We start from the raw sequence: 18,288 nt of genomic DNA, 5'->3' as shown, positions 1-18,288 counted from the left end.
ACGAATGGGGATTCAGAGATGAAAAGGAACGCGAAGACGTTTATCGCGGGGATGGTCGCACTGTCGATCTCGCATGCCGCTATGGCAGACGACATTAAGGTTGCGGTAGTGGGGGCGATGTCCGGCCCTGTTGCCCAGTGGGGTGACATGGAGTTCAACGGCGCGCGCCAGGCCATCAAAGACATCAACGCCAAGGGCGGCATCAAAGGCGACAAGCTGGTGGGCGTGGAATATGACGACGCCTGCGATCCTAAACAGGCCGTCGCGGTCGCCAACAAAATCGTCAACGACGGTATCCAGTATGTGATCGGCCACCTGTGCTCATCCTCCACGCAGCCTGCGTCTGATATCTACGAAGACGAAGGCATACTGATGATCACCCCAGGCGCAACGAACCCGGAGCTGACCCAGCGCGGCTATCAGCACATCATGCGTACCGCCGGTCTGGACTCCTCGCAGGGCCCCACCGCTGCCAAATACATCCTCGAGACCGTTAAGCCACAGCGCATTGCCATTATTCATGACAAACAGCAGTACGGCGAAGGCCTGGCGCGCTCCGTGCAGGACGGCCTGAAAAAAGGCGGCGCGAACATCGTCTTCTTCGACGGCATTACCGCCGGTGAGAAAGACTTCTCCGCGCTGATTGCCCGTCTGCAAAAAGAGAATATCGACTTCGTTTACTACGGCGGCTATTACCCGGAGATGGGGCAGATGCTGCGTCAGGCGCGCGCCACCGGTTTGAAAACCCAGTTTATGGGGCCAGAGGGCGTGGGCAATGCCTCCCTGTCAAATATCGCGGGGGATTCTGCCGAAGGCATGCTGGTGACGATGCCAAAACGCTATGACCAGGATCCGGCCAACAAGGCTATCGTGGATGCGCTCAAGGCGCAGAAGAAAGATCCGAGTGGTCCGTACGTCTGGATCACCTACGCGGCCGTACAGTCTCTGGCCACCGCGCTGGATCGCTCCGGCAGCAAAGAACCGCTGGATCTGGTTAAAGATTTAAAAGCACACGGGGCGAACACCGTGATTGGGCCGCTGAACTGGGATGAGAAAGGCGATCTGAAGGGATTTGAGTTTGGTGTCTTTAAGTGGCACGCCGACGGTTCATCCTCGGCCGCCAAATAATCATCCCACCGCCCGGCATGACGGGCGGGTATAAAAAGGTTTGCATATGTCCGAGCAGTTTCTCTATTTCCTGCAGCAGATGTTTAACGGCGTTACGCTGGGAAGCACCTACGCGCTGATCGCCATCGGCTATACGATGGTTTACGGCATTATCGGCATGATCAACTTCGCCCACGGCGAGGTGTACATGATCGGTAGCTACGTCTCCTTTATGATTATCGCCGCCCTGATGATGATGGGCATCGACAGCAGCTGGCTGCTGGTCGCCGCCGGGTTTGTCGGCGCGATTGTGATTGCCAGCGCCTACGGCTGGAGCATTGAGCGCGTGGCCTACCGGCCGGTGCGCAGCTCCAAGCGCCTGATTGCGCTGATTTCCGCGATCGGGATGTCGATCTTCCTGCAAAACTACGTCAGCCTGACCGAAGGTTCGCGCGACGTGGCGCTGCCAAGCCTGTTTAACGGCCAGTGGATTGTGGGGGCCAGCGAAAACTTCGCGGCCTCTATCACCACCATGCAGCTGGTTATCTGGGTCGTGACCTTTATTGCGATGCTCGCCCTGACGCTGTTCATCCGCTACTCGCGTATGGGACGCGCCTGCCGCGCCTGCGCGGAAGACCTGAAGATGGCGAGTCTCCTCGGCATCAACACCGACCGCGTGATTGCCCTGACCTTCGTGATTGGCGCCGCGATGGCGGCGGTGGCGGGTGTCCTGCTCGGCCAGTTCTACGGCGTGATCAACCCGTACATCGGCTTCATGGCCGGGATGAAAGCCTTCACCGCGGCGGTTCTGGGCGGTATCGGCAGTATTCCGGGCGCGATGATCGGCGGCCTGATCCTGGGCGTGGCGGAAGCGCTCTCCTCGGCGTACCTGAGCACGGAATATAAAGACGTGGTGTCGTTTGCCCTACTGATTCTGGTTCTGCTGGTGATGCCTACCGGTATTCTGGGCCGTCCGGAGGTAGAGAAAGTATGAAACCGATGCATTTTGCAATGGCGCTGCTCTCTGCCGCCATGTTCTTCGTGCTGGCCAGCGTCTTTATGGGCGTCCAGCTTGAGCTGAATGGCACCAAACTGGTTGTCGATACCGCAGCTGACATTCGCTGGCAGTGGGTATTTATCGGTACGGCCGTGGTGTTCCTGTTCCAGCTGCTGCGTCCGCTGTTCCAGAAGACGCTGAAAAACGTCTCCGGTCCGAAATTCGTGCTGCCGGCAATCGACGGTTCTACGGTTAAGCAGAAGCTGTTCCTCGTGGCGCTGCTGGTAGCCGCCGTGGCGTGGCCGTTTGTGGTGTCTCGCGGCACCGTGGATATCGCCACTCTGACCATGATCTACGTGATTCTCGGCCTCGGTCTGAACGTGGTCGTGGGGCTCTCGGGCCTGCTGGTGCTGGGCTACGGCGGCTTCTACGCCATCGGCGCCTATACCTTCGCGCTGCTGAACCACTATTACGGTCTCGGCTTCTGGACCTGCCTGCCGCTGGCGGGGCTGGTCTCTGCCGCTGCTGGCTTCCTGCTTGGCTTCCCGGTGCTGCGCCTGCGCGGTGACTACCTGGCGATTGTGACCTTAGGCTTCGGCGAAATCGTCCGTATCCTGCTGCTCAACAACACCGAAGTGACCGGCGGCCCGAACGGTATCAGCCAGATCCCGAAACCGACCTTCTTCGGCCTGGAGTTCAGCCGTACCGCCCGCGAAGGCGGCTGGGATACCTTCAGCAACTTCTTCGGCGTGAAGTATGACCCGTCCGACCGCGTGATTTGGCTCTATCTGGTGGCGCTGCTGCTGGTGGTGATTACCCTGTTCGTGATCAACCGCCTGCTGCGCATGCCGCTGGGCCGCGCGTGGGAAGCGCTGCGTGAAGATGAGATCGCCTGCCGCTCTCTGGGCCTGAACCCGACCCGCATCAAGCTGACCGCGTTCACCATCAGCGCCGCGTTTGCTGGTTTCGCCGGAACGCTGTTTGCCGCGCGTCAGGGCTTCGTTAGCCCGGAATCGTTCACCTTTGCCGAATCCGCCTTTGTGCTGGCAATTGTGGTGCTCGGCGGGATGGGCTCGCAGTTTGCCGTTATCCTCGCGGCCATCCTGCTGGTGGTCTCACGCGAGCTGATGCGCGACTTTAACGAATACAGCATGCTGATGCTGGGTGGTTTGATGGTGCTGATGATGGTCTGGCGTCCGCAGGGTCTGCTGCCGATGACCCGTCCACAGCTGAAGCTGAAGAACGGGCAAGCGAAAGGAGAGCAGGCATGAGTCAGCCATTATTATCCGTTAACGGCCTGATGATGCGTTTTGGCGGCCTGCTGGCGGTCAACAACGTGAATCTGGATCTGCACAAGAAAGAGATTGTCTCCCTGATTGGTCCGAACGGCGCGGGGAAAACCACGGTCTTTAACTGCCTGACCGGCTTCTACAAGCCAACGGGCGGCACCATCATGCTGCGCGATCAGCACCTGGAAGGGCTGCCTGGCCAGCAGATCGCCCGCATGGGCGTGGTGCGTACCTTCCAGCACGTGCGTCTGTTCCGCGAGATGACGGTGATTGAGAACCTGCTGGTGGCACAGCATCAGCAGCTAAAAACCGGGCTGTTCTCCGGCCTGCTGAAAACCCCGGCCTTCCGCCGCGCGCAGGATGAAGCGCTTGATCGCGCCGCCACCTGGCTCGACCGCATTGGCCTGCTGCAGCATGCCAACCGTCAGGCGAGCAACCTGGCCTACGGTGACCAGCGTCGTCTGGAGATTGTGCGCTGCATGGTGACGCAGCCGGAAATCCTGATGCTCGACGAACCGGCGGCAGGGCTCAACCCGAAAGAGACCAAAGAGCTGGACGAGCTGATTGCCGAGCTGCGCGACAGTCACGACACCACCATCCTGCTGATTGAGCACGACATGAAGCTGGTGATGGGCATTTCGGACCGTATCTACGTGGTAAACCAGGGCACGCCGCTGGCAAACGGCACGCCGGAAGAGATCCGCAACAACCCGGACGTGATCCGCGCATACCTTGGTGAGGCATAAGATGGAAAAAGCGATGTTAACGTTCGACAAGGTCAACGCGCACTACGGCAAGATCCAGGCGCTGCACGACGTCAGCCTGCATATCAATCAGGGTGAAATCGTGACCCTGATTGGCGCCAACGGCGCGGGCAAAACTACGCTGCTCGGCACCCTGTGCGGCGACCCGCGCGCCACCAGCGGGCGGATTGTGTTCGATGGTAAAGACATTACCGACTGGCAGACTGCCAGAATCATGCGCGAGGCGGTGGCGATTGTTCCGGAAGGGCGCCGCGTATTCTCGCGTATGACGGTGGAAGAGAACCTGGCGATGGGCGGTTTCTTCGCTCACCGCGATGAATACCAGACCCGCATCAAGTGGGTATACGAACTCTTCCCGCGCCTGTGGGAGCGCCGCATCCAGCGTGCGGGCACCATGTCCGGCGGTGAGCAGCAGATGCTGGCGATTGGCCGCGCGCTGATGAGCCAACCGCGCCTGCTGCTGCTGGACGAACCGTCGCTCGGTCTGGCGCCGATCATCATCCAGCAGATTTTTGACACCATTGAGCAGCTGCGCAAAGAGGGGATGACTATCTTCCTCGTCGAGCAGAACGCCAACCAGGCGCTGAAGCTCGCCGACCGTGGCTACGTGCTGGAGAACGGCCGCGTGGTGCTGGAGGATACCGGCGACGCGCTGCTGGCGAACGAGGCGGTGCGGAGCGCGTATCTGGGCGGATAGGTAAAAACAAAAAGGCAACGCAAGTTGCCTTTTTTAATGTTTTCTCCCTCTCCCCGTGGGAGAGGGCTGGGGTGAGAGCACCAGACCGCACGAGGTAAAAGCAAAAAGGAAACGCAAGTTGCCTTTTTTAGTGTTTGCTCCCTCTCCCCGTGGGAGAGGGTCGGGGTGAGGGCTCCAGACCGCACCTAACCCCCCCATCCCCCTTCACACAACCATCATCCCCCTGACGCCTGACTGTCACTTATCTGTAAACAAACAGTTATTTTTCTGTAATTCGAGCATGTCATGTTACCTCGCGAGCATAAAACGCGTGATATCGCGCATCCGGCACAATAAGAGAGATGACAATGACATCGTTACGACACACAGCTTTGGGTCTGGCACTGGGTCTGGCTTTTGCGGCGAACGCAATGGCTGTGACCACCATTCCGTTCTGGCATTCCATGGAAGGGGAGTTGGGTAAAGAAGTTGACTCCCTGGCGCAGCGTTTCAACGACGCCCATCCGGATTACAAAATTGTGCCGGTGTACAAAGGCAACTACGAGCAGAGCCTGAGCGCGGGCATCGCCGCCTTCCGTACCGGCAACGCGCCGGCGCTGTTGCAGGTTTATGAAGTGGGTACCGCCACCATGATGGCCTCCAAAGCCATCAAGCCGGTCTATGAAGTGTTCAAAGAAGCGGGCATCAACTTCGATGAATCCCAGTTCGTGCCGACCGTAGCGGGTTACTACACCGATTCCAAAACCGGCCATCTGCTGTCTCAGCCGTTTAACAGCTCCACGCCGGTGCTGTACTACAACAAAGACGCCTTCAAAAAAGCCGGTTTAGACCCGGAGCAGCCGCCAAAAACCTGGCAGGACCTGGCGGAGTACACCGCGAAGCTGAAAGCGGCGGGGATGAAGTGCGGCTACGCCAGCGGCTGGCAGGGCTGGATCCAGATTGAAAACTTCAGCGCCTGGCACGGCCTGCCGGTGGCGACCAAAAACAACGGCTTCGACGGCACCGATGCGGTACTGGAGTTCAACAAGCCGGAGCAGGTGAAGCACATCGCGCTGCTTGCCGATCTGAACAAGAAGGGCGACTTCAGCTACTTCGGGCGTAAAGACGAATCCACCGAGAAGTTCTACAGCGGCGACTGCGCCATTACCACCGCCTCTTCCGGCTCGCTGGCGGATATCCGCCACTACGCCAAATTCAACTACGGCGTGGGCATGATGCCGTACGACGCTGACGTGAAGGGCGCGCCGCAGAACGCCATCATCGGCGGAGCGAGCCTGTGGGTGATGCAGGGTAAAGACAAGGGCACCTACAAAGGGGTGGCCGAGTTCCTCGACTTCCTGGCCAAGCCTGAAAACGCCGCCGAATGGCATCAGAAGACCGGCTACCTGCCGATCACCAAAGCCGCGTACGACCTGACCCGCGAGCAGGGCTTCTACAGCAAGAACCCAGGGGCGGACATCGCGACGCGTCAGATGCTGAACAAGCCGCCGTTGCCGTTCACCAAAGGCCTGCGTCTGGGCAACATGCCGCAGATCCGCACCATCGTGGATGAAGAGCTGGAAAGCGTGTGGACCGGGAAGAAAACGCCACAGCAGGCGCTGGATTCTGCGGTAGAGCGCGGGAATCAGCTGCTGCGCCGCTTTGAGCAGTCGACGAAATCGTAAAAAAATGCCCGGTGACGCGCAGCGTTCCGGGCCTACGGATTAATGCGGCCTGATGCCTCACCCCAACCCTCTCCCCCAGGGAGAGGGAGAAAACAGAAATCGCCAGGAACCAAATCTCAATGTCATCATCCCGTCCGGTGTTCCGTTCCCGCTGGCTTCCGTACCTGTTGGTCGCGCCGCAGCTGGTCATCACCGTTATCTTCTTTATCTGGCCTGCGGGCGAAGCGCTGTGGTACTCGGTACAAAGCGTCGATCCGTTCGGGCTTTCCAGCCAGTTTGTTGGCCTGGACAACTTTACCGCGCTGTTCCATGACAGCTACTACCTGGACTCCTTCTGGACGACGATGAAGTTCAGCGCGCTGGTGACCGTCAGCGGTCTGGTTGCCTCGCTGTTTTTCGCCGCGCTGGTGGACTATGTAGTGCGCGGCAGCCGTATTTATCAAACCCTGATGCTGCTGCCTTACGCCGTGGCTCCCGCCGTCGCCGCCGTGCTGTGGGTCTTCCTGTTTAACCCCGGGCGCGGGTTGATTACCCACTTCCTGGCCGAACTGGGCTACGACTGGAACCACGCCCAGAACAGCGGCCAGGCGATGTTTCTGGTGGTGTTCGCCTCGGTGTGGAAGCAGATCAGCTACAACTTCCTGTTCTTCTTTGCCGCGCTGCAGTCCATCCCGCGCTCGCTGGTGGAAGCCGCTGCCATCGACGGCGCAGGACCCATTCGTCGCTTCTTCAGGCTGTCGCTGCCGCTGATCGCCCCGGTGAGTTTCTTCCTGCTGGTGGTTAACCTCGTGTACGCCTTCTTCGACACCTTCCCGGTGATCGACGCGGCGACCGCAGGCGGTCCGGTACAGGCGACCACGACGCTGATTTACAAAATCTACCGCGAAGGCTTTGCGGGGCTGGATCTCTCCGCCTCTGCCGCGCAGTCGGTCGTACTGATGTTCCTCGTCATCATCCTCACGGTGGTGCAGTTCCGCTATGTCGAAAGTAAGGTGCGCTACCAATGATTGAGAACCGTCGCGGGCTGACGATTTTCAGCCATACCATGCTGATTTTAGGGATCATCGTTATCCTCTTCCCGCTGTACGTGGCGTTTGTCGCCGCCACGCTGGACACCAGAGCGGTGTTCGACACGCCGATGACGCTGATCCCCGGCGGGCATCTGTTCGAGAACATGAAGACCATCTGGACCCGGGGCGTGGGCGCCAACAGTGCGCCGTTCTGGCTGATGATGCTCAACAGCTTCATCATGGCGTTTGGCATTACGGTCGGCAAAATTACGGTGTCGATGCTTTCGGCCTTCGCCATCGTCTGGTTCCGCTTTCCGCTGCGTAACCTCTTCTTCTGGATGATCTTCATTACGCTGATGCTGCCGGTAGAGGTGCGTATCTTCCCGACGGTGGAGGTGATCGCCAACCTGAAGATGCTCGACAGCTACGCGGGCTTAACCCTGCCGCTGATGGCCTCGGCGACCGCCACCTTCCTGTTCCGCCAGTTCTTTATGACCCTGCCGGACGAGCTGATTGAAGCGGCACGCATCGACGGCGCGTCGCCGATGCGCTTCTTCCGCGACATCGTGCTGCCGCTGTCGAAAACCAACCTTGCGGCGCTGTTTGTGATCACCTTTATCTACGGCTGGAACCAGTACCTGTGGCCGCTGCTGATTATTCAGGACGTCAACCTCGGCACCGCCGTGGCGGGCATCAAAGGCATGATCGCCACCGGCGAAGGCACCACCCTCTGGAACCAGGTGATGGCGGCGATGCTGCTCACCCTTATCCCACCCGTAGTCATTGTTTTAGCCATGCAGCGCGCGTTTGTCCGCGGCCTGGTCGATAGCGAGAAATAAGATGGCAGGTTTAAAACTTCAGGCAGTAACCAAAAGCTGGGATGGTAAAACCCAGGTGATTCAGCCGCTGACGCTCGACGTGGCGGACGGAGAATTCATCGTGATGGTCGGCCCGTCCGGCTGCGGCAAATCCACCCTGCTGCGCATGGTGGCGGGGCTGGAGCGCGTAACCTCCGGGGATATCTGGATTGATCGTCAGCGCGTCACCGAAATGGAGCCAAAAGACAGGGGCATCGCGATGGTGTTCCAGAACTACGCCCTCTATCCGCACATGAGCGTGGAAGAGAACATGGCCTGGGGGCTGAAAATCCGCGGCATGGGCAAAGGCCTTATCGACGAGCGGGTGAAAGAGGCGGCGCGTATTCTCGAGCTGGACGGCCTGCTGAAGCGCCGCCCGCGCGAGCTCTCCGGCGGCCAGCGCCAGCGCGTGGCAATGGGGCGCGCCATCGTGCGCGATCCGGCGGTATTTCTGTTCGATGAGCCGCTGTCTAACCTCGACGCCAGGCTGCGCGTGCAGATGCGTCTTGAGCTGCAGCAGCTGCACCGTCGTCTGAAAACCACCTCTCTGTACGTCACCCACGATCAGGTTGAAGCCATGACCCTCGCCCAGCGCGTGATGGTGATGAACAAAGGCGTTGCCGAGCAGATTGGTACCCCGGTGGAGGTCTACGAGAAACCGGCCACCCGTTTCGTGGCGAGCTTTATCGGCAGCCCGGCGATGAATCTGCTGGAAGGGCGTATCAGCAATGCGGGCACGCACTTTGAGCTGGAAAGCGGGATGGCATTGCCGATCAACTGGTACTATCGTGGCCACGCCGGGCGTAAGATGACGCTTGGTATCCGCCCGGAACATATTGGTTTAACCTCTCAGGCGGAAGGCGGCGTGCCGCTGGTGATGGACACGCTGGAGATGTTGGGTGCAGATAACCTGGCGCACGGGCGCTGGGGCGAGCAAAAAATGGTGGTGCGGCTGGCACATCAGGAGCGCCCTAAAGCAGGCAGTACGCTGTGGCTGCACCTGCCGGAAAACCATCTGCACCTGTTTGACGGTGAAACAGGACAACGAGTATGAGCAACTGGCCTTATCCCCACGTCGTCGCCCACCGCGGCGGCGGTAAGCTGGCGCCGGAAAATACGCTGGCGGCGATTGACGTTGGCGCACGCTACGGTCACACGATGATCGAGTTCGACGCCAAGCTGTCGAAAGACGGCGAGATTTTCCTGCTGCATGACGATAACCTCGAACGCACCAGCAACGGATGGGGCGTGGCTGGCGAGCTGCCGTGGCGCGATCTGCTGAAGGTCGACGCCGGAAGCTGGTACAGCGGCGAATTCAAAGGCGAGCCGCTGCCGCTGCTGGCGGAAGTGGCCGATCGCTGTCGCCAGCACGGCATGATGGCCAATATCGAAATCAAACCGACCACCGGCACCGGGCCGCTGACGGGCAAAGTCATTGCCCTGGCCGCGCGCGAGCTGTGGGAAGGGATGACCGCGCCGCTGCTGTCATCATTTGAAATCGATGCGCTGGAGGCCGCACAGGCGGCCGTGCCGGAGCTGCCGCGCGGGCTGCTGCTTGACGAGTGGCGCGAGGACTGGCGCGAGCTGACGACACGCTTAGCGTGCGTTTCTATCCATCTCAACCACAAGCTGCTGGATGAGGCGCGGGTGAAGATGCTGAAGGACGCGGGTCTGCATATTCTGGTCTACACGGTTAACAAACCCCAGCGCGCAGCCGAACTGCTGCGCTGGGGCGTGGACAGCATCTGTACCGATGCAATCGACCTGATCGGCCCGGACTTTAGTTCTGCGGATTAAGCATACTGCCATTCGACTGCGGCGGCAGCATGTGCTGCTGTCCGCTGCCTGACGACGTCACCCCCCCTAACATTCCGCCGTTTTTGTTCGGCAGCGGCTGCTCGCGCACCTGACCCTGCTGTACGCGCTGGGTGTTGGCATTCATCTGATTTTGCAGGCTTTGCTGCTGCATCTGGGTCTGCGTTCTCAGTTGCTGATTGAGCATTCCTTTTTGCTGCTGCTGTTGGCTCATCATCTCCGTCTGCATACGCTGCTGGCTCGGGATAACATAGCCCTGCTGGTTCGGGTTGTTCATGGTGTTGAGTGGCTGTGCGAGCGCGGCAAACGGGATCAGCGCCGCAAGAATCATCAAGCGTTTCATTGTCATTTCCTCCTTTTGAGGTCTCTCTTAAGTTTACCCTGATTTCACCATGACGATGATTTTTTAGGAGTTGTGAACCAGGCTTAAGCGGGGAATATGGATCCCTTCACCTGGAGAACAATAATGATGAAACCAACGTTTTTGCGCTGGGTCGCCATTGCCGCGCTGATGGCAGGCGGTACATTTAGCGTGGCGGCCAACCCGCCCGCGGCGCCTCCGGTCTCTTACGGCGTGGAGGAAGATGTCTTTCATCCCGTGAGGGCAACCCACGGGATGGTGGCGTCAGTGGATGCACTGGCGACCCGCGTGGGCGTCGACATTCTCAGGCAGGGCGGTAACGCGGTGGATGCAGCGGTCGCCGTCGGCTATGCGCTGGCGGTGACGCATCCGCAGGCGGGGAACCTGGGCGGCGGCGGCTTTATGATGCTGCGCACCAAAGACGGCAAAACCACCGCTATCGATTTCCGCGAAATGGCCCCTTCTCAGGCGTCCCGCGATATGTTCCTCGACGATCAGGGTAACCCTGACAGCAAAAAATCCCTGACTTCGCACCTCGCCACCGGCACGCCGGGCACCGTTGCGGGATTCTCGCTGGCGCTGGAAAAATACGGCACGATGCCGCTGAACAAGGTGGTGCAGCCTGCCATCAAGCTGGCGCGCGACGGCTTTGTGGTAAACGATGCGCTGGCGGACGATCTCAAGACCTACGGCAGCGAAGTCATTCCGAATCACGAAAACAGCAAGGCCATCTTCTGGAAAGACGGTGAGCCGCTGAAGAAGGGCGACAGGCTGGTGCAGAAGAACCTCGCCAAAAGCCTGGAGCTGATTGCGGAGCACGGCCCGGACGCCTTCTACAAAGGGGCGATTGCCGACCAGATTGCCGAAGAGATGCAGAAGAACGGCGGGCTCATCACCAAAGCGGATCTGGCGGAATACAAGGCGGTGGAGCGCGAGCCGATTAGCGGCACCTATCGCGGATACGAGGTCTTCTCCATGCCGCCGCCGTCCTCCGGTGGGATCCACATCGTGCAGATCCTCAATATTCTCGAAAACTTCGATATGCACAAGTTCGGCTTCGGCAGCGCGGACGCCATGCAGGTGATGGCGGAAGCGGAAAAACGCGCCTACGCCGACCGGTCGGAATATCTCGGCGATCCGGATTTCGTGAAGGTGCCGTGGCAGGCGCTGACCAACAAGGCGTATGCCAAATCCATTGCCGATCAGATCGACATCAACAAGGCCAAACCGTCGAGCGAGATCCGCCCCGGCAAGCTGGCGCCGTACGAAAGCAACCAGACCACCCACTTCTCGGTGGTGGATAAAGACGGTAACGCGGTGGCGGTGACCTATACGCTCAATACCACCTTCGGCACCGGGATTGTGGCGGGCAACAGCGGCATTTTGCTGAACAACGAGATGGATGATTTCTCCGCCAAGCCGGGCGTGCCGAACGTCTACGGGCTGGTGGGCGGCGATGCAAACGCCGTCGGGCCGAAGAAGCGTCCGCTGTCGTCCATGTCGCCCACCATTGTCGTGAAAGACGGGAAAACCTGGCTGGTAACCGGCAGCCCTGGCGGCAGCCGTATTATCACCACCGTGCTGCAGATGGTGGTGAACAGCATCGACTTTGGGATGAACGTCGCCGAAGCGACCAACGCACCGCGTTTCCATCACCAGTGGCTGCCGGACGAGCTGCGCGTGGAGAAGGGCTTTAGCCCGGACACCATCAAGCTGCTTGAACAGCGCGGGCAGAAGGTGGCGGTGAAGGAGGCGATGGGCAGCACCCAGAGCATTATGGTCGGGCCGGACGGGGCGCTGTTTGGCGCGTCGGATCCACGGTCGGTGGATGATTTGTCGGCGGGGTATTAACGATTCCCCTCACCCTAACCCTCTCCCCGCAGGGGAGAGGGGATTGCACGGTGCGGTCTTTTCTCCCTCGCCCCTGTGGGGAGAGGGCCGGGGTGAGGGGAGTGTGTCACTTCATTCTCGCCATATAATACGCATCCACATACTCACCGTTGCGCAGGGCAAATTTCCTGCCGGTTCCTTCGATTTCAAAACCAAAATTTTTATAGAGCGCAACTGCCGCGGGGTTATCGGCAAAGACCGTCAGTTCGATTCGTTCGATGCGCAGCCAGTTGTCGCACAGATTAACCATTTCGCTCATGAGCCTGCGGCCTACGCCGCGTCCCTGCATATCCGCAGCCACGCTGATGCCGAATGTGGCAACGTGGCTGCGACGCGGGTTTTCCATCACGTCCAGCGCCATATGTCCAATAACGCGCTGTTCCAGACAGGCAACAAGATGGCGTCGGCCTGGTTTTGTCGCAACGCGTTCGTGCCACATTTCCATTGAGGGATGAGGGAGCTGTAGCGTGTCGTGATACACATCAGGATGCGACATGATGTCGCGCAAAGCTTCTGCATCGCTGGGTTCGATGTGGCGTATCACTATCTCACTCATTCCTTATTCCTCAGTCAGTTAAACGTCCCTTCCAACATCAATGACTTTAAAACTTGAGTCAACCGCTATTTTTTGCAAAAAGTATTGGACAAGTGCGAATGAGAATGATTATTATTGCTCTGCATTCAGGAAGACCGCTACGGGAACCTGAAAGCACGACATTGCTCACATTGCTTCCAGTATTACTTTAGCCAGCTTTTAGCTGGCTTTTTTTTTGTTATGGTTAGACTCAGTAACCTTCCAAAAGGACTGAGCCATGACACTACATTGCGCATTTATTGGATTTGGTAAAAGTACGACCCGCTACCACCTGCCGTATGTTCTCAACCGTAAAGACAGCTGGCACGTGACCCATATCTACCGCCGCCGCGCGAAGCCGGAAGAGCAATCCCCGCAGTATTCTCATGTCCATTTCACCAGCGATCTTGATGAAGTTCTTAACGACCCGCAGGTCAAACTGGTTGTCGTCTGCACCCACGCCGACAGCCATTTTGACTACGCGAAACGCGCGCTGGAAGCGGGCAAAAACGTGCTGGTAGAAAAACCGTTCACCCCGACCATCGCCGAAGCAAAAGAGCTGTTCGCGCTGGCGAAAAGTAAAGGCCTGACCGTTACGCCGTATCAGAACCGTCGCTTTGACAGCTGCTTCCTGACGGCAAAAAAGGCGATTGAAAGCGGCAAGCTGGGCGGCATTGTGGAAATCGAAAGCCACTTCGATTACTACCGTCCGGTGGCGGAGACCCAACCCGGCCTGCCGCAGGACGGCTCGTTCTATGGTCTGGGCGTGCATACGATGGACCAGATCATCTCCCTGTTTGGCCGACCGGACCACGTGGCGTATGACATCCGCAGCCTGCGTAATAAAGCCAACCCGGACGACACCTTTGAAGCGCAGCTGTTCTACGGCGACCTGAAAGCCATCGTCAAAACCAGTCATCTGGTGAAAATCGACTATCCGAAATTTATCGTTCACGGAACCCGAGGCTCGTTCATCAAGTACGGCATCGACCAGCAGGAGACCAGCCTGAAGGCTAACATCATGCCGGGTGAGCCGGGCTTTGCGGCGGATGATTCCGTGGGCATTCTGGAATACGTAAACGATGAGGGCGTGACGGTCAGGGAAGAGATGAAACCGGAAATTGGCGACTATGGCCGCGTCTACGATGCGCTGTATGAAACTCTCACAACCGGCGCGCCGAATTACGTCAAGGAATCTGACGTTCTGACCAACCTGGAAATCCTCGAGCGGGCCTTCGAGCAGGCTTCTCCTGCCACGGTAACCCTCGCGAAATAAGCAAAAACGGCTCCTCTGCGCTTATTCATAATTTTTGAACAGAGGAGTCAATTTTCACCCTCTATGATCCCAGGCGGTTTGCGTCCACACTTATTCCATCGAAACGAACTGAGGGTGAAAACAATGATCTACTTACGCAAAGCAAACGAACGTGGTCACGCGAATCATGGCTGGCTGGACTCATGGCATTCATTCTCGTTTGCCGACTACTACGACCCGAACTTCATGGGCTTCTCCGCACTGCGCGTGATTAACGACGACGTGATTGATGCAGGCCAGGGCTTCGGTACCCACCCGCACAAAGACATGGAAATCCTGACCTATGTGCTGGAAGGGGCGGTTGAGCACCAGGACAGCATGGGCAACAAAGAGCAGGTTCCGGCGGGCGAGTTCCAGATTATGAGCGCGGGTACCGGGGTGCGTCACTCCGAGTACAACCCGAGCAAAACGGAAAAACTGCACCTGTATCAAATCTGGATCATTCCAGAAGAGACCGGCATCACGCCGCGCTACGAGCAGCGCCGCTTCGACGCGAAACAGGGCAAACAGCTGGTGCTGTCCCCGGATGCGCGTGAAGGTTCTCTGAAGGTTCATCAGGATATGGAGCTGTACCGCTGGGCGCTGGCGAAAGACGAACAGTCTGTGCACCAGATTGCCGCCAACCGCCGCGTCTGGATCCAGGTGGTGAAAGGTGAAGTGTCCATCAACGGCACCAAAGCGACAACCGCCGATGGCCTGGCCGTCTGGGATGAGCAGGCGCTCTCCGTGCATGCCGACAGCGAAAGTGAAATTCTGCTGTTTGACCTGCCGCCGGTGTAATAAATCATAAATAAATGCCCATCCTTCCCTTTGACAGGGGAAGGATGGGCTTTGTCCGTGATAAACTGAGCAAATCTTTCACTTCAAGATTTCTCAGGACGATGAAAAAGAAACGCCCCGTACTTCAGGATGTCGCCGATCGCGTCGGTGTGACCAAAATGACGGTCAGCCGTTTTTTACGTAACCCGGAGCAGGTTTCCGTGGCGTTACGTGGCAAGATTGCCGCTGCCCTTGATGAACTGGGTTATATCCCCAACCGCGCGCCCGATATTCTCTCCAATGCGACCAGCCGTGCGGTGGGCGTTCTGCTTCCTTCCCTGACCAACCAGGTTTTCGCCGAAGTTTTGCGCGGCATTGAAAGCGTCACCGATGCTTTTGGCTATCAGACCATGCTCGCCCACTACGGGTACAAGCCGGAGCTGGAAGAAGAACGTCTTGAATCGATGCTTTCCTGGAACATCGACGGCCTGATTTTAACGGAACGTACCCACACTGCCCGCACGCTCAAAATGATCGAAGTGGCCGGTATCCCGGTGGTGGAGCTGATGGACAGCCAGTCGCCGTGCCTCGATATCGCCGTGGGGTTCGATAACTTCGAAGCGGCGCGCCAGATGACGGCGGCCATCATCGCCCGTGGGCATCGTCATATCGCCTATCTGGGTGCGCGTCTTGATGAACGTACTATCATCAAACAGAAGGGATACGAGCAGGCGATGCTCGACGCGAACTTAACCCCCTACAGCGTGATGGTGGAGCAGTCCTCTTCCTATACGTCGGGTATTGAACTGATTCGTCAGGCACGACGCGAGTATCCGCAACTGGACGGTATTTTCTGCACCAACGATGACCTTGCGGTCGGCGCGGCGTTTGAGTGTCAGCGTCTGGGGCTCAAGATCCCTGATGATATGGCAATTGCCGGTTTCCACGGCCACGACATCGGCCAGGTGATGGAGCCGCGTCTGGCGAGCGTCCTCACCCCGCGTGAACGTATGGGCCGCATTGGCGCAGAACGCCTGCTGGCGCGCATTCGTGGCGAGACGGTTACCCCAAAAATGTTAGATTTAGGTTTCACCTTGTCACCGGGTGGATCTATTTGAACTGACAAATTTGAAGTAGCTCACACTTATTCACTTCGCGCACGTTTGGATATTGCTTCTCTTTTGCCCCGGCAGGACAATGTTACCGATAACTGTTACCCGTAACAATTGACTGAGGGACACCCTTTGAGCACGACTAATCACGATCACCACGTCTACGTCCTGATGGGCGTTTCCGGTAGCGGGAAATCAGCCGTAGCCAGCGAAGTGGCGCATCAACTCCAGGCTGCGTTTCTTGATGGCGACTTCCTCCATCCGCGCAGCAACATCATGAAAATGGCCTCCGGCGAGCCGCTGAACGACGACGACCGCAAACCGTGGTTGCAGGCGCTGAATGACGCCGCGTTCGCTATGCAGCGTACCAACAAAGTCTCCCTGATTGTTTGCTCCGCGCTGAAAAAAACCTACCGCGACCTGCTGCGCGACGGCAACCCGAACCTCTCTTTCATCTACCTGAAAGGGGATTTCGAGGTGATTGAAAGCCGCCTGAAGGCGCGTAAAGGTCACTTCTTCAAAACCCAGATGCTGGTGACGCAGTTCGAAGCGCTGCAGGAGCCGGGTGAAGATGAGAAAGACGTCTTAGTGGTTGATATCGATCAGTCACTGGAGGGTGTTGTTGCTAGCACCATCGAGGTCATTAATAAAAGGCAGTAAGTTTTGAGTACATTAACGCTAGTTTTGACAGCAGTGGGTTCCGTGTTGCTGCTGCTGTTTTTAGTGATGAAGGCGCGTATGCACGCTTTTGTCGCTTTGATGGTGGTTTCTATAGGTGCAGGTCTCTTTTCCGGTATGCCGCTCGACAAGATCGCCGCGACGATGGAAAAAGGGATGGGAGGCACGCTGGGCTTCCTGGCGATTGTGGTCGCCCTTGGCGCGATGTTTGGCAAGATTTTGCACGAGACGGGCGCGGTCGACCAGATTGCCGTCAAGATGCTGAAATCCTTCGGCCACAGCCGCGCGCACTACGCGATTGGTCTGGCGGGCCTGATTTGCGCGCTGCCGCTGTTCTTCGAAGTGGCCGTTGTGCTGCTGATAAGCGTCGCGTTCTCCATGGCGCGCCATACCGGCACTAACCTCGTGAAGCTGGTTATTCCGCTGTTTGCGGGCGTGGCGGCGGCTGCAGCGTTTCTGCTGCCGGGGCCTGCGCCGATGCTGCTGGCGTCCCAGATGCACGCCGACTTTGGCTGGATGATCCTGATTGGCCTGTGCGCGGCAATTCCAGGGATGATTATTGCCGGTCCGCTGTGGGGCAACTTCATCAGCCGTTACGTTGAGCTGCATATTCCGGACGACATCACCGAGCCGCACCTGGGCGAGGGCAAAATGCCGTCCTTCGGCTTCAGCCTGTCGCTGATCCTGCTGCCGCTGGTTCTCGTGGGTCTGAAAACCATCGCCGCGCGCTTTGTGCCGGTGGGTTCCAGCGCCTATGAATGGTTCGAGTTCATCGGTCACCCGTTCACGGCGATCCTGGTGGCCTGTCTGGTGGCGATTTACGGCCTGGCGATGCGTCAGGGAATGCCGAAAGACCGGGTGATGGAGATCTGCGGTGCCGCGCTGCAGCCGGCGGGTATTATCCTGCTGGTGATCGGTGCCGGCGGCGTGTTCAAGCAGGTGCTGGTGGATTCTGGCGTGGGTCCGGCTCTGGGCGAAGCGCTGACCGGGATGGGCCTGCCGATTGCGGTAACCTGCTTCGTGCTGGCGGCGGCGGTGCGTATCATTCAGGGTTCCGCAACCGTGGCGTGCTTAACCGCCGTGGGTCTGGTGATGCCGGTGATTGAACAGCTGAACTACTCGGGTGCGCAGATGGCGGCGCTGTCTATCTGTATTGCGGGCGGTTCGATTGTAGTCTCTCACGTTAACGACGCGGGCTTCTGGCTGTTCGGGAAATTTACCGGCGCTACCGAAGCGCAAACCCTGAAAACCTGGACGCTGATGGAAACCATCCTCGGCACGACGGGTGCGATTGTCGGGATGATTGCTTTCACATTGCTGAGCTGAATGCGGTGATTTAACAAGGCTCAAAAATAAGGCCCGGTAGCGTTAACGCTTACCGGGCCTTTATATTATGCAG

General features: G+C 58.4%; 18 protein-coding genes. 16 read left to right on the top strand and 2 right to left on the bottom strand.

The features are described 5' to 3' along the window. Window positions 1–18 precede the first annotated feature (18 nt). From livK to ugpQ, 10 genes are all read left to right on the top strand, one after another. On the top strand, window positions 19–1,128 hold the full coding sequence (gene livK, locus AC1VYI_RS22980) for a high-affinity branched-chain amino acid ABC transporter substrate-binding protein LivK (protein WP_063408489.1): 1,110 nt from the start codon (window positions 19–21) through the stop codon (window positions 1,126–1,128). 46 nt (window positions 1,129–1,174) lie between these two features. Then, window positions 1,175–2,101, top strand: a complete 927-nt coding sequence (gene livH, locus AC1VYI_RS22975) for a high-affinity branched-chain amino acid ABC transporter permease LivH (RefSeq protein ID WP_008500099.1) — start codon at window positions 1,175–1,177, stop codon at window positions 2,099–2,101. Beyond that, a complete protein-coding gene (locus AC1VYI_RS22970) occupies window positions 2,098–3,375 on the top strand; it encodes a high-affinity branched-chain amino acid ABC transporter permease LivM (protein ID WP_134866910.1) in 1,278 nt (425 codons plus the stop codon). Before livH ends, AC1VYI_RS22970 begins: the two co-directional genes overlap by 4 nt. Continuing rightward, a complete protein-coding gene (gene livG / locus AC1VYI_RS22965) occupies window positions 3,372–4,139 on the top strand; it encodes a high-affinity branched-chain amino acid ABC transporter ATP-binding protein LivG (RefSeq protein WP_023310024.1) in 768 nt (255 codons plus the stop codon). The genes AC1VYI_RS22970 and livG overlap by 4 nt, the downstream gene beginning before the upstream one ends. A gap of 1 nt (window position 4,140) precedes the next feature. Next, a complete protein-coding gene (gene livF / locus AC1VYI_RS22960) occupies window positions 4,141–4,854 on the top strand; it encodes a high-affinity branched-chain amino acid ABC transporter ATP-binding protein LivF (RefSeq protein WP_008500102.1) in 714 nt (237 codons plus the stop codon). 347 nt (window positions 4,855–5,201) lie between these two features. Then, a complete protein-coding gene (ugpB, locus tag AC1VYI_RS22955) occupies window positions 5,202–6,518 on the top strand; it encodes a sn-glycerol-3-phosphate ABC transporter substrate-binding protein UgpB (RefSeq protein WP_226483398.1) in 1,317 nt (438 codons plus the stop codon). Window positions 6,519–6,637: 119 nt separating this feature from the next. After that, the gene (gene ugpA / locus AC1VYI_RS22950) at window positions 6,638–7,525 is read left to right on the top strand and encodes a sn-glycerol-3-phosphate ABC transporter permease UgpA (RefSeq protein WP_134866909.1); all 888 of its coding nucleotides are present in this window, start codon (window positions 6,638–6,640) and stop codon (window positions 7,523–7,525) included. Continuing rightward, window positions 7,522–8,367, top strand: coding sequence for a sn-glycerol-3-phosphate ABC transporter permease UgpE (ugpE, locus tag AC1VYI_RS22945; protein ID WP_126304273.1), 846 nt, complete (start codon window positions 7,522–7,524; stop codon window positions 8,365–8,367). The genes ugpA and ugpE overlap by 4 nt, the downstream gene beginning before the upstream one ends. A gap of 1 nt (window position 8,368) precedes the next feature. After that, window positions 8,369–9,439: a sn-glycerol-3-phosphate import ATP-binding protein UgpC gene (locus tag AC1VYI_RS22940; RefSeq protein ID WP_045355230.1), complete on the top strand. Its 1,071-nt coding sequence runs from the start codon at window positions 8,369–8,371 to the stop codon at window positions 9,437–9,439. After that, window positions 9,436–10,182, top strand: a complete 747-nt coding sequence (gene ugpQ, locus AC1VYI_RS22935) for a glycerophosphodiester phosphodiesterase (protein WP_021242741.1) — start codon at window positions 9,436–9,438, stop codon at window positions 10,180–10,182. Before AC1VYI_RS22940 ends, ugpQ begins: the two co-directional genes overlap by 4 nt. Here the strand turns inward: ugpQ and AC1VYI_RS22930 are convergent. Then, a complete protein-coding gene (locus AC1VYI_RS22930; RefSeq protein ID WP_045355233.1) occupies window positions 10,166–10,543 on the bottom strand; it encodes a DUF2756 family protein in 378 nt (125 codons plus the stop codon). The two genes, ugpQ and AC1VYI_RS22930, sit on opposite strands and share 17 nt — an antisense overlap. 123 nt (window positions 10,544–10,666) lie before the next feature. Between AC1VYI_RS22930 and ggt the strand changes: the two genes are divergently transcribed. Next, the gene (gene ggt, locus AC1VYI_RS22925) at window positions 10,667–12,412 is read left to right on the top strand and encodes a gamma-glutamyltransferase (RefSeq protein ID WP_023310031.1); all 1,746 of its coding nucleotides are present in this window, start codon (window positions 10,667–10,669) and stop codon (window positions 12,410–12,412) included. Window positions 12,413–12,518: 106 nt separating this feature from the next. Here the strand turns inward: ggt and yhhY are convergent, their stop codons facing one another. Further along, complete coding sequence (gene yhhY, locus AC1VYI_RS22920) at window positions 12,519–13,007, bottom strand: N-acetyltransferase (protein WP_134866908.1); 489 nt, start codon at window positions 13,005–13,007, stop codon at window positions 12,519–12,521. Between the two features lie 256 nt (window positions 13,008–13,263). Between yhhY and AC1VYI_RS22915 the strand changes: the two genes are divergently transcribed. The 5 genes from AC1VYI_RS22915 to gntU all read left to right on the top strand — a co-directional run bounded on the left by AC1VYI_RS22915 (window position 13,264) and on the right by gntU (window position 18,215). Beyond that, window positions 13,264–14,301, top strand: a complete 1,038-nt coding sequence (locus AC1VYI_RS22915) for an oxidoreductase (RefSeq protein ID WP_134866907.1) — start codon at window positions 13,264–13,266, stop codon at window positions 14,299–14,301. Between the two features lie 123 nt (window positions 14,302–14,424). Further along, window positions 14,425–15,120, top strand: coding sequence for a pirin family protein (locus tag AC1VYI_RS22910; RefSeq protein WP_003861565.1), 696 nt, complete (start codon window positions 14,425–14,427; stop codon window positions 15,118–15,120). A gap of 101 nt (window positions 15,121–15,221) precedes the next feature. Beyond that, window positions 15,222–16,217, top strand: a complete 996-nt coding sequence (gene gntR / locus AC1VYI_RS22905; RefSeq protein ID WP_134866906.1) for a gluconate operon transcriptional repressor GntR — start codon at window positions 15,222–15,224, stop codon at window positions 16,215–16,217. 126 nt (window positions 16,218–16,343) lie between these two features. Continuing rightward, window positions 16,344–16,871 carry a gluconokinase gene (gene gntK / locus AC1VYI_RS22900; RefSeq protein WP_008503362.1) on the top strand — a complete coding sequence of 176 codons (528 nt, stop codon included), beginning with the start codon at window positions 16,344–16,346 and terminating at the stop codon, window positions 16,869–16,871. A 3-nt stretch (window positions 16,872–16,874) separates the two neighbouring features. Next, window positions 16,875–18,215, top strand: a complete 1,341-nt coding sequence (gene gntU / locus AC1VYI_RS22895) for a gluconate transporter (protein WP_010436459.1) — start codon at window positions 16,875–16,877, stop codon at window positions 18,213–18,215. The last annotated feature ends 73 nt before the right edge of the window (window positions 18,216–18,288 follow it).

This window comes from Enterobacter sp. QK-SA4, from assembly GCF_056856775.1.
The sequence above is the reverse complement of the archived record's forward strand: the minus strand, read 5'-3'. Positions and strand labels throughout refer to the sequence as shown.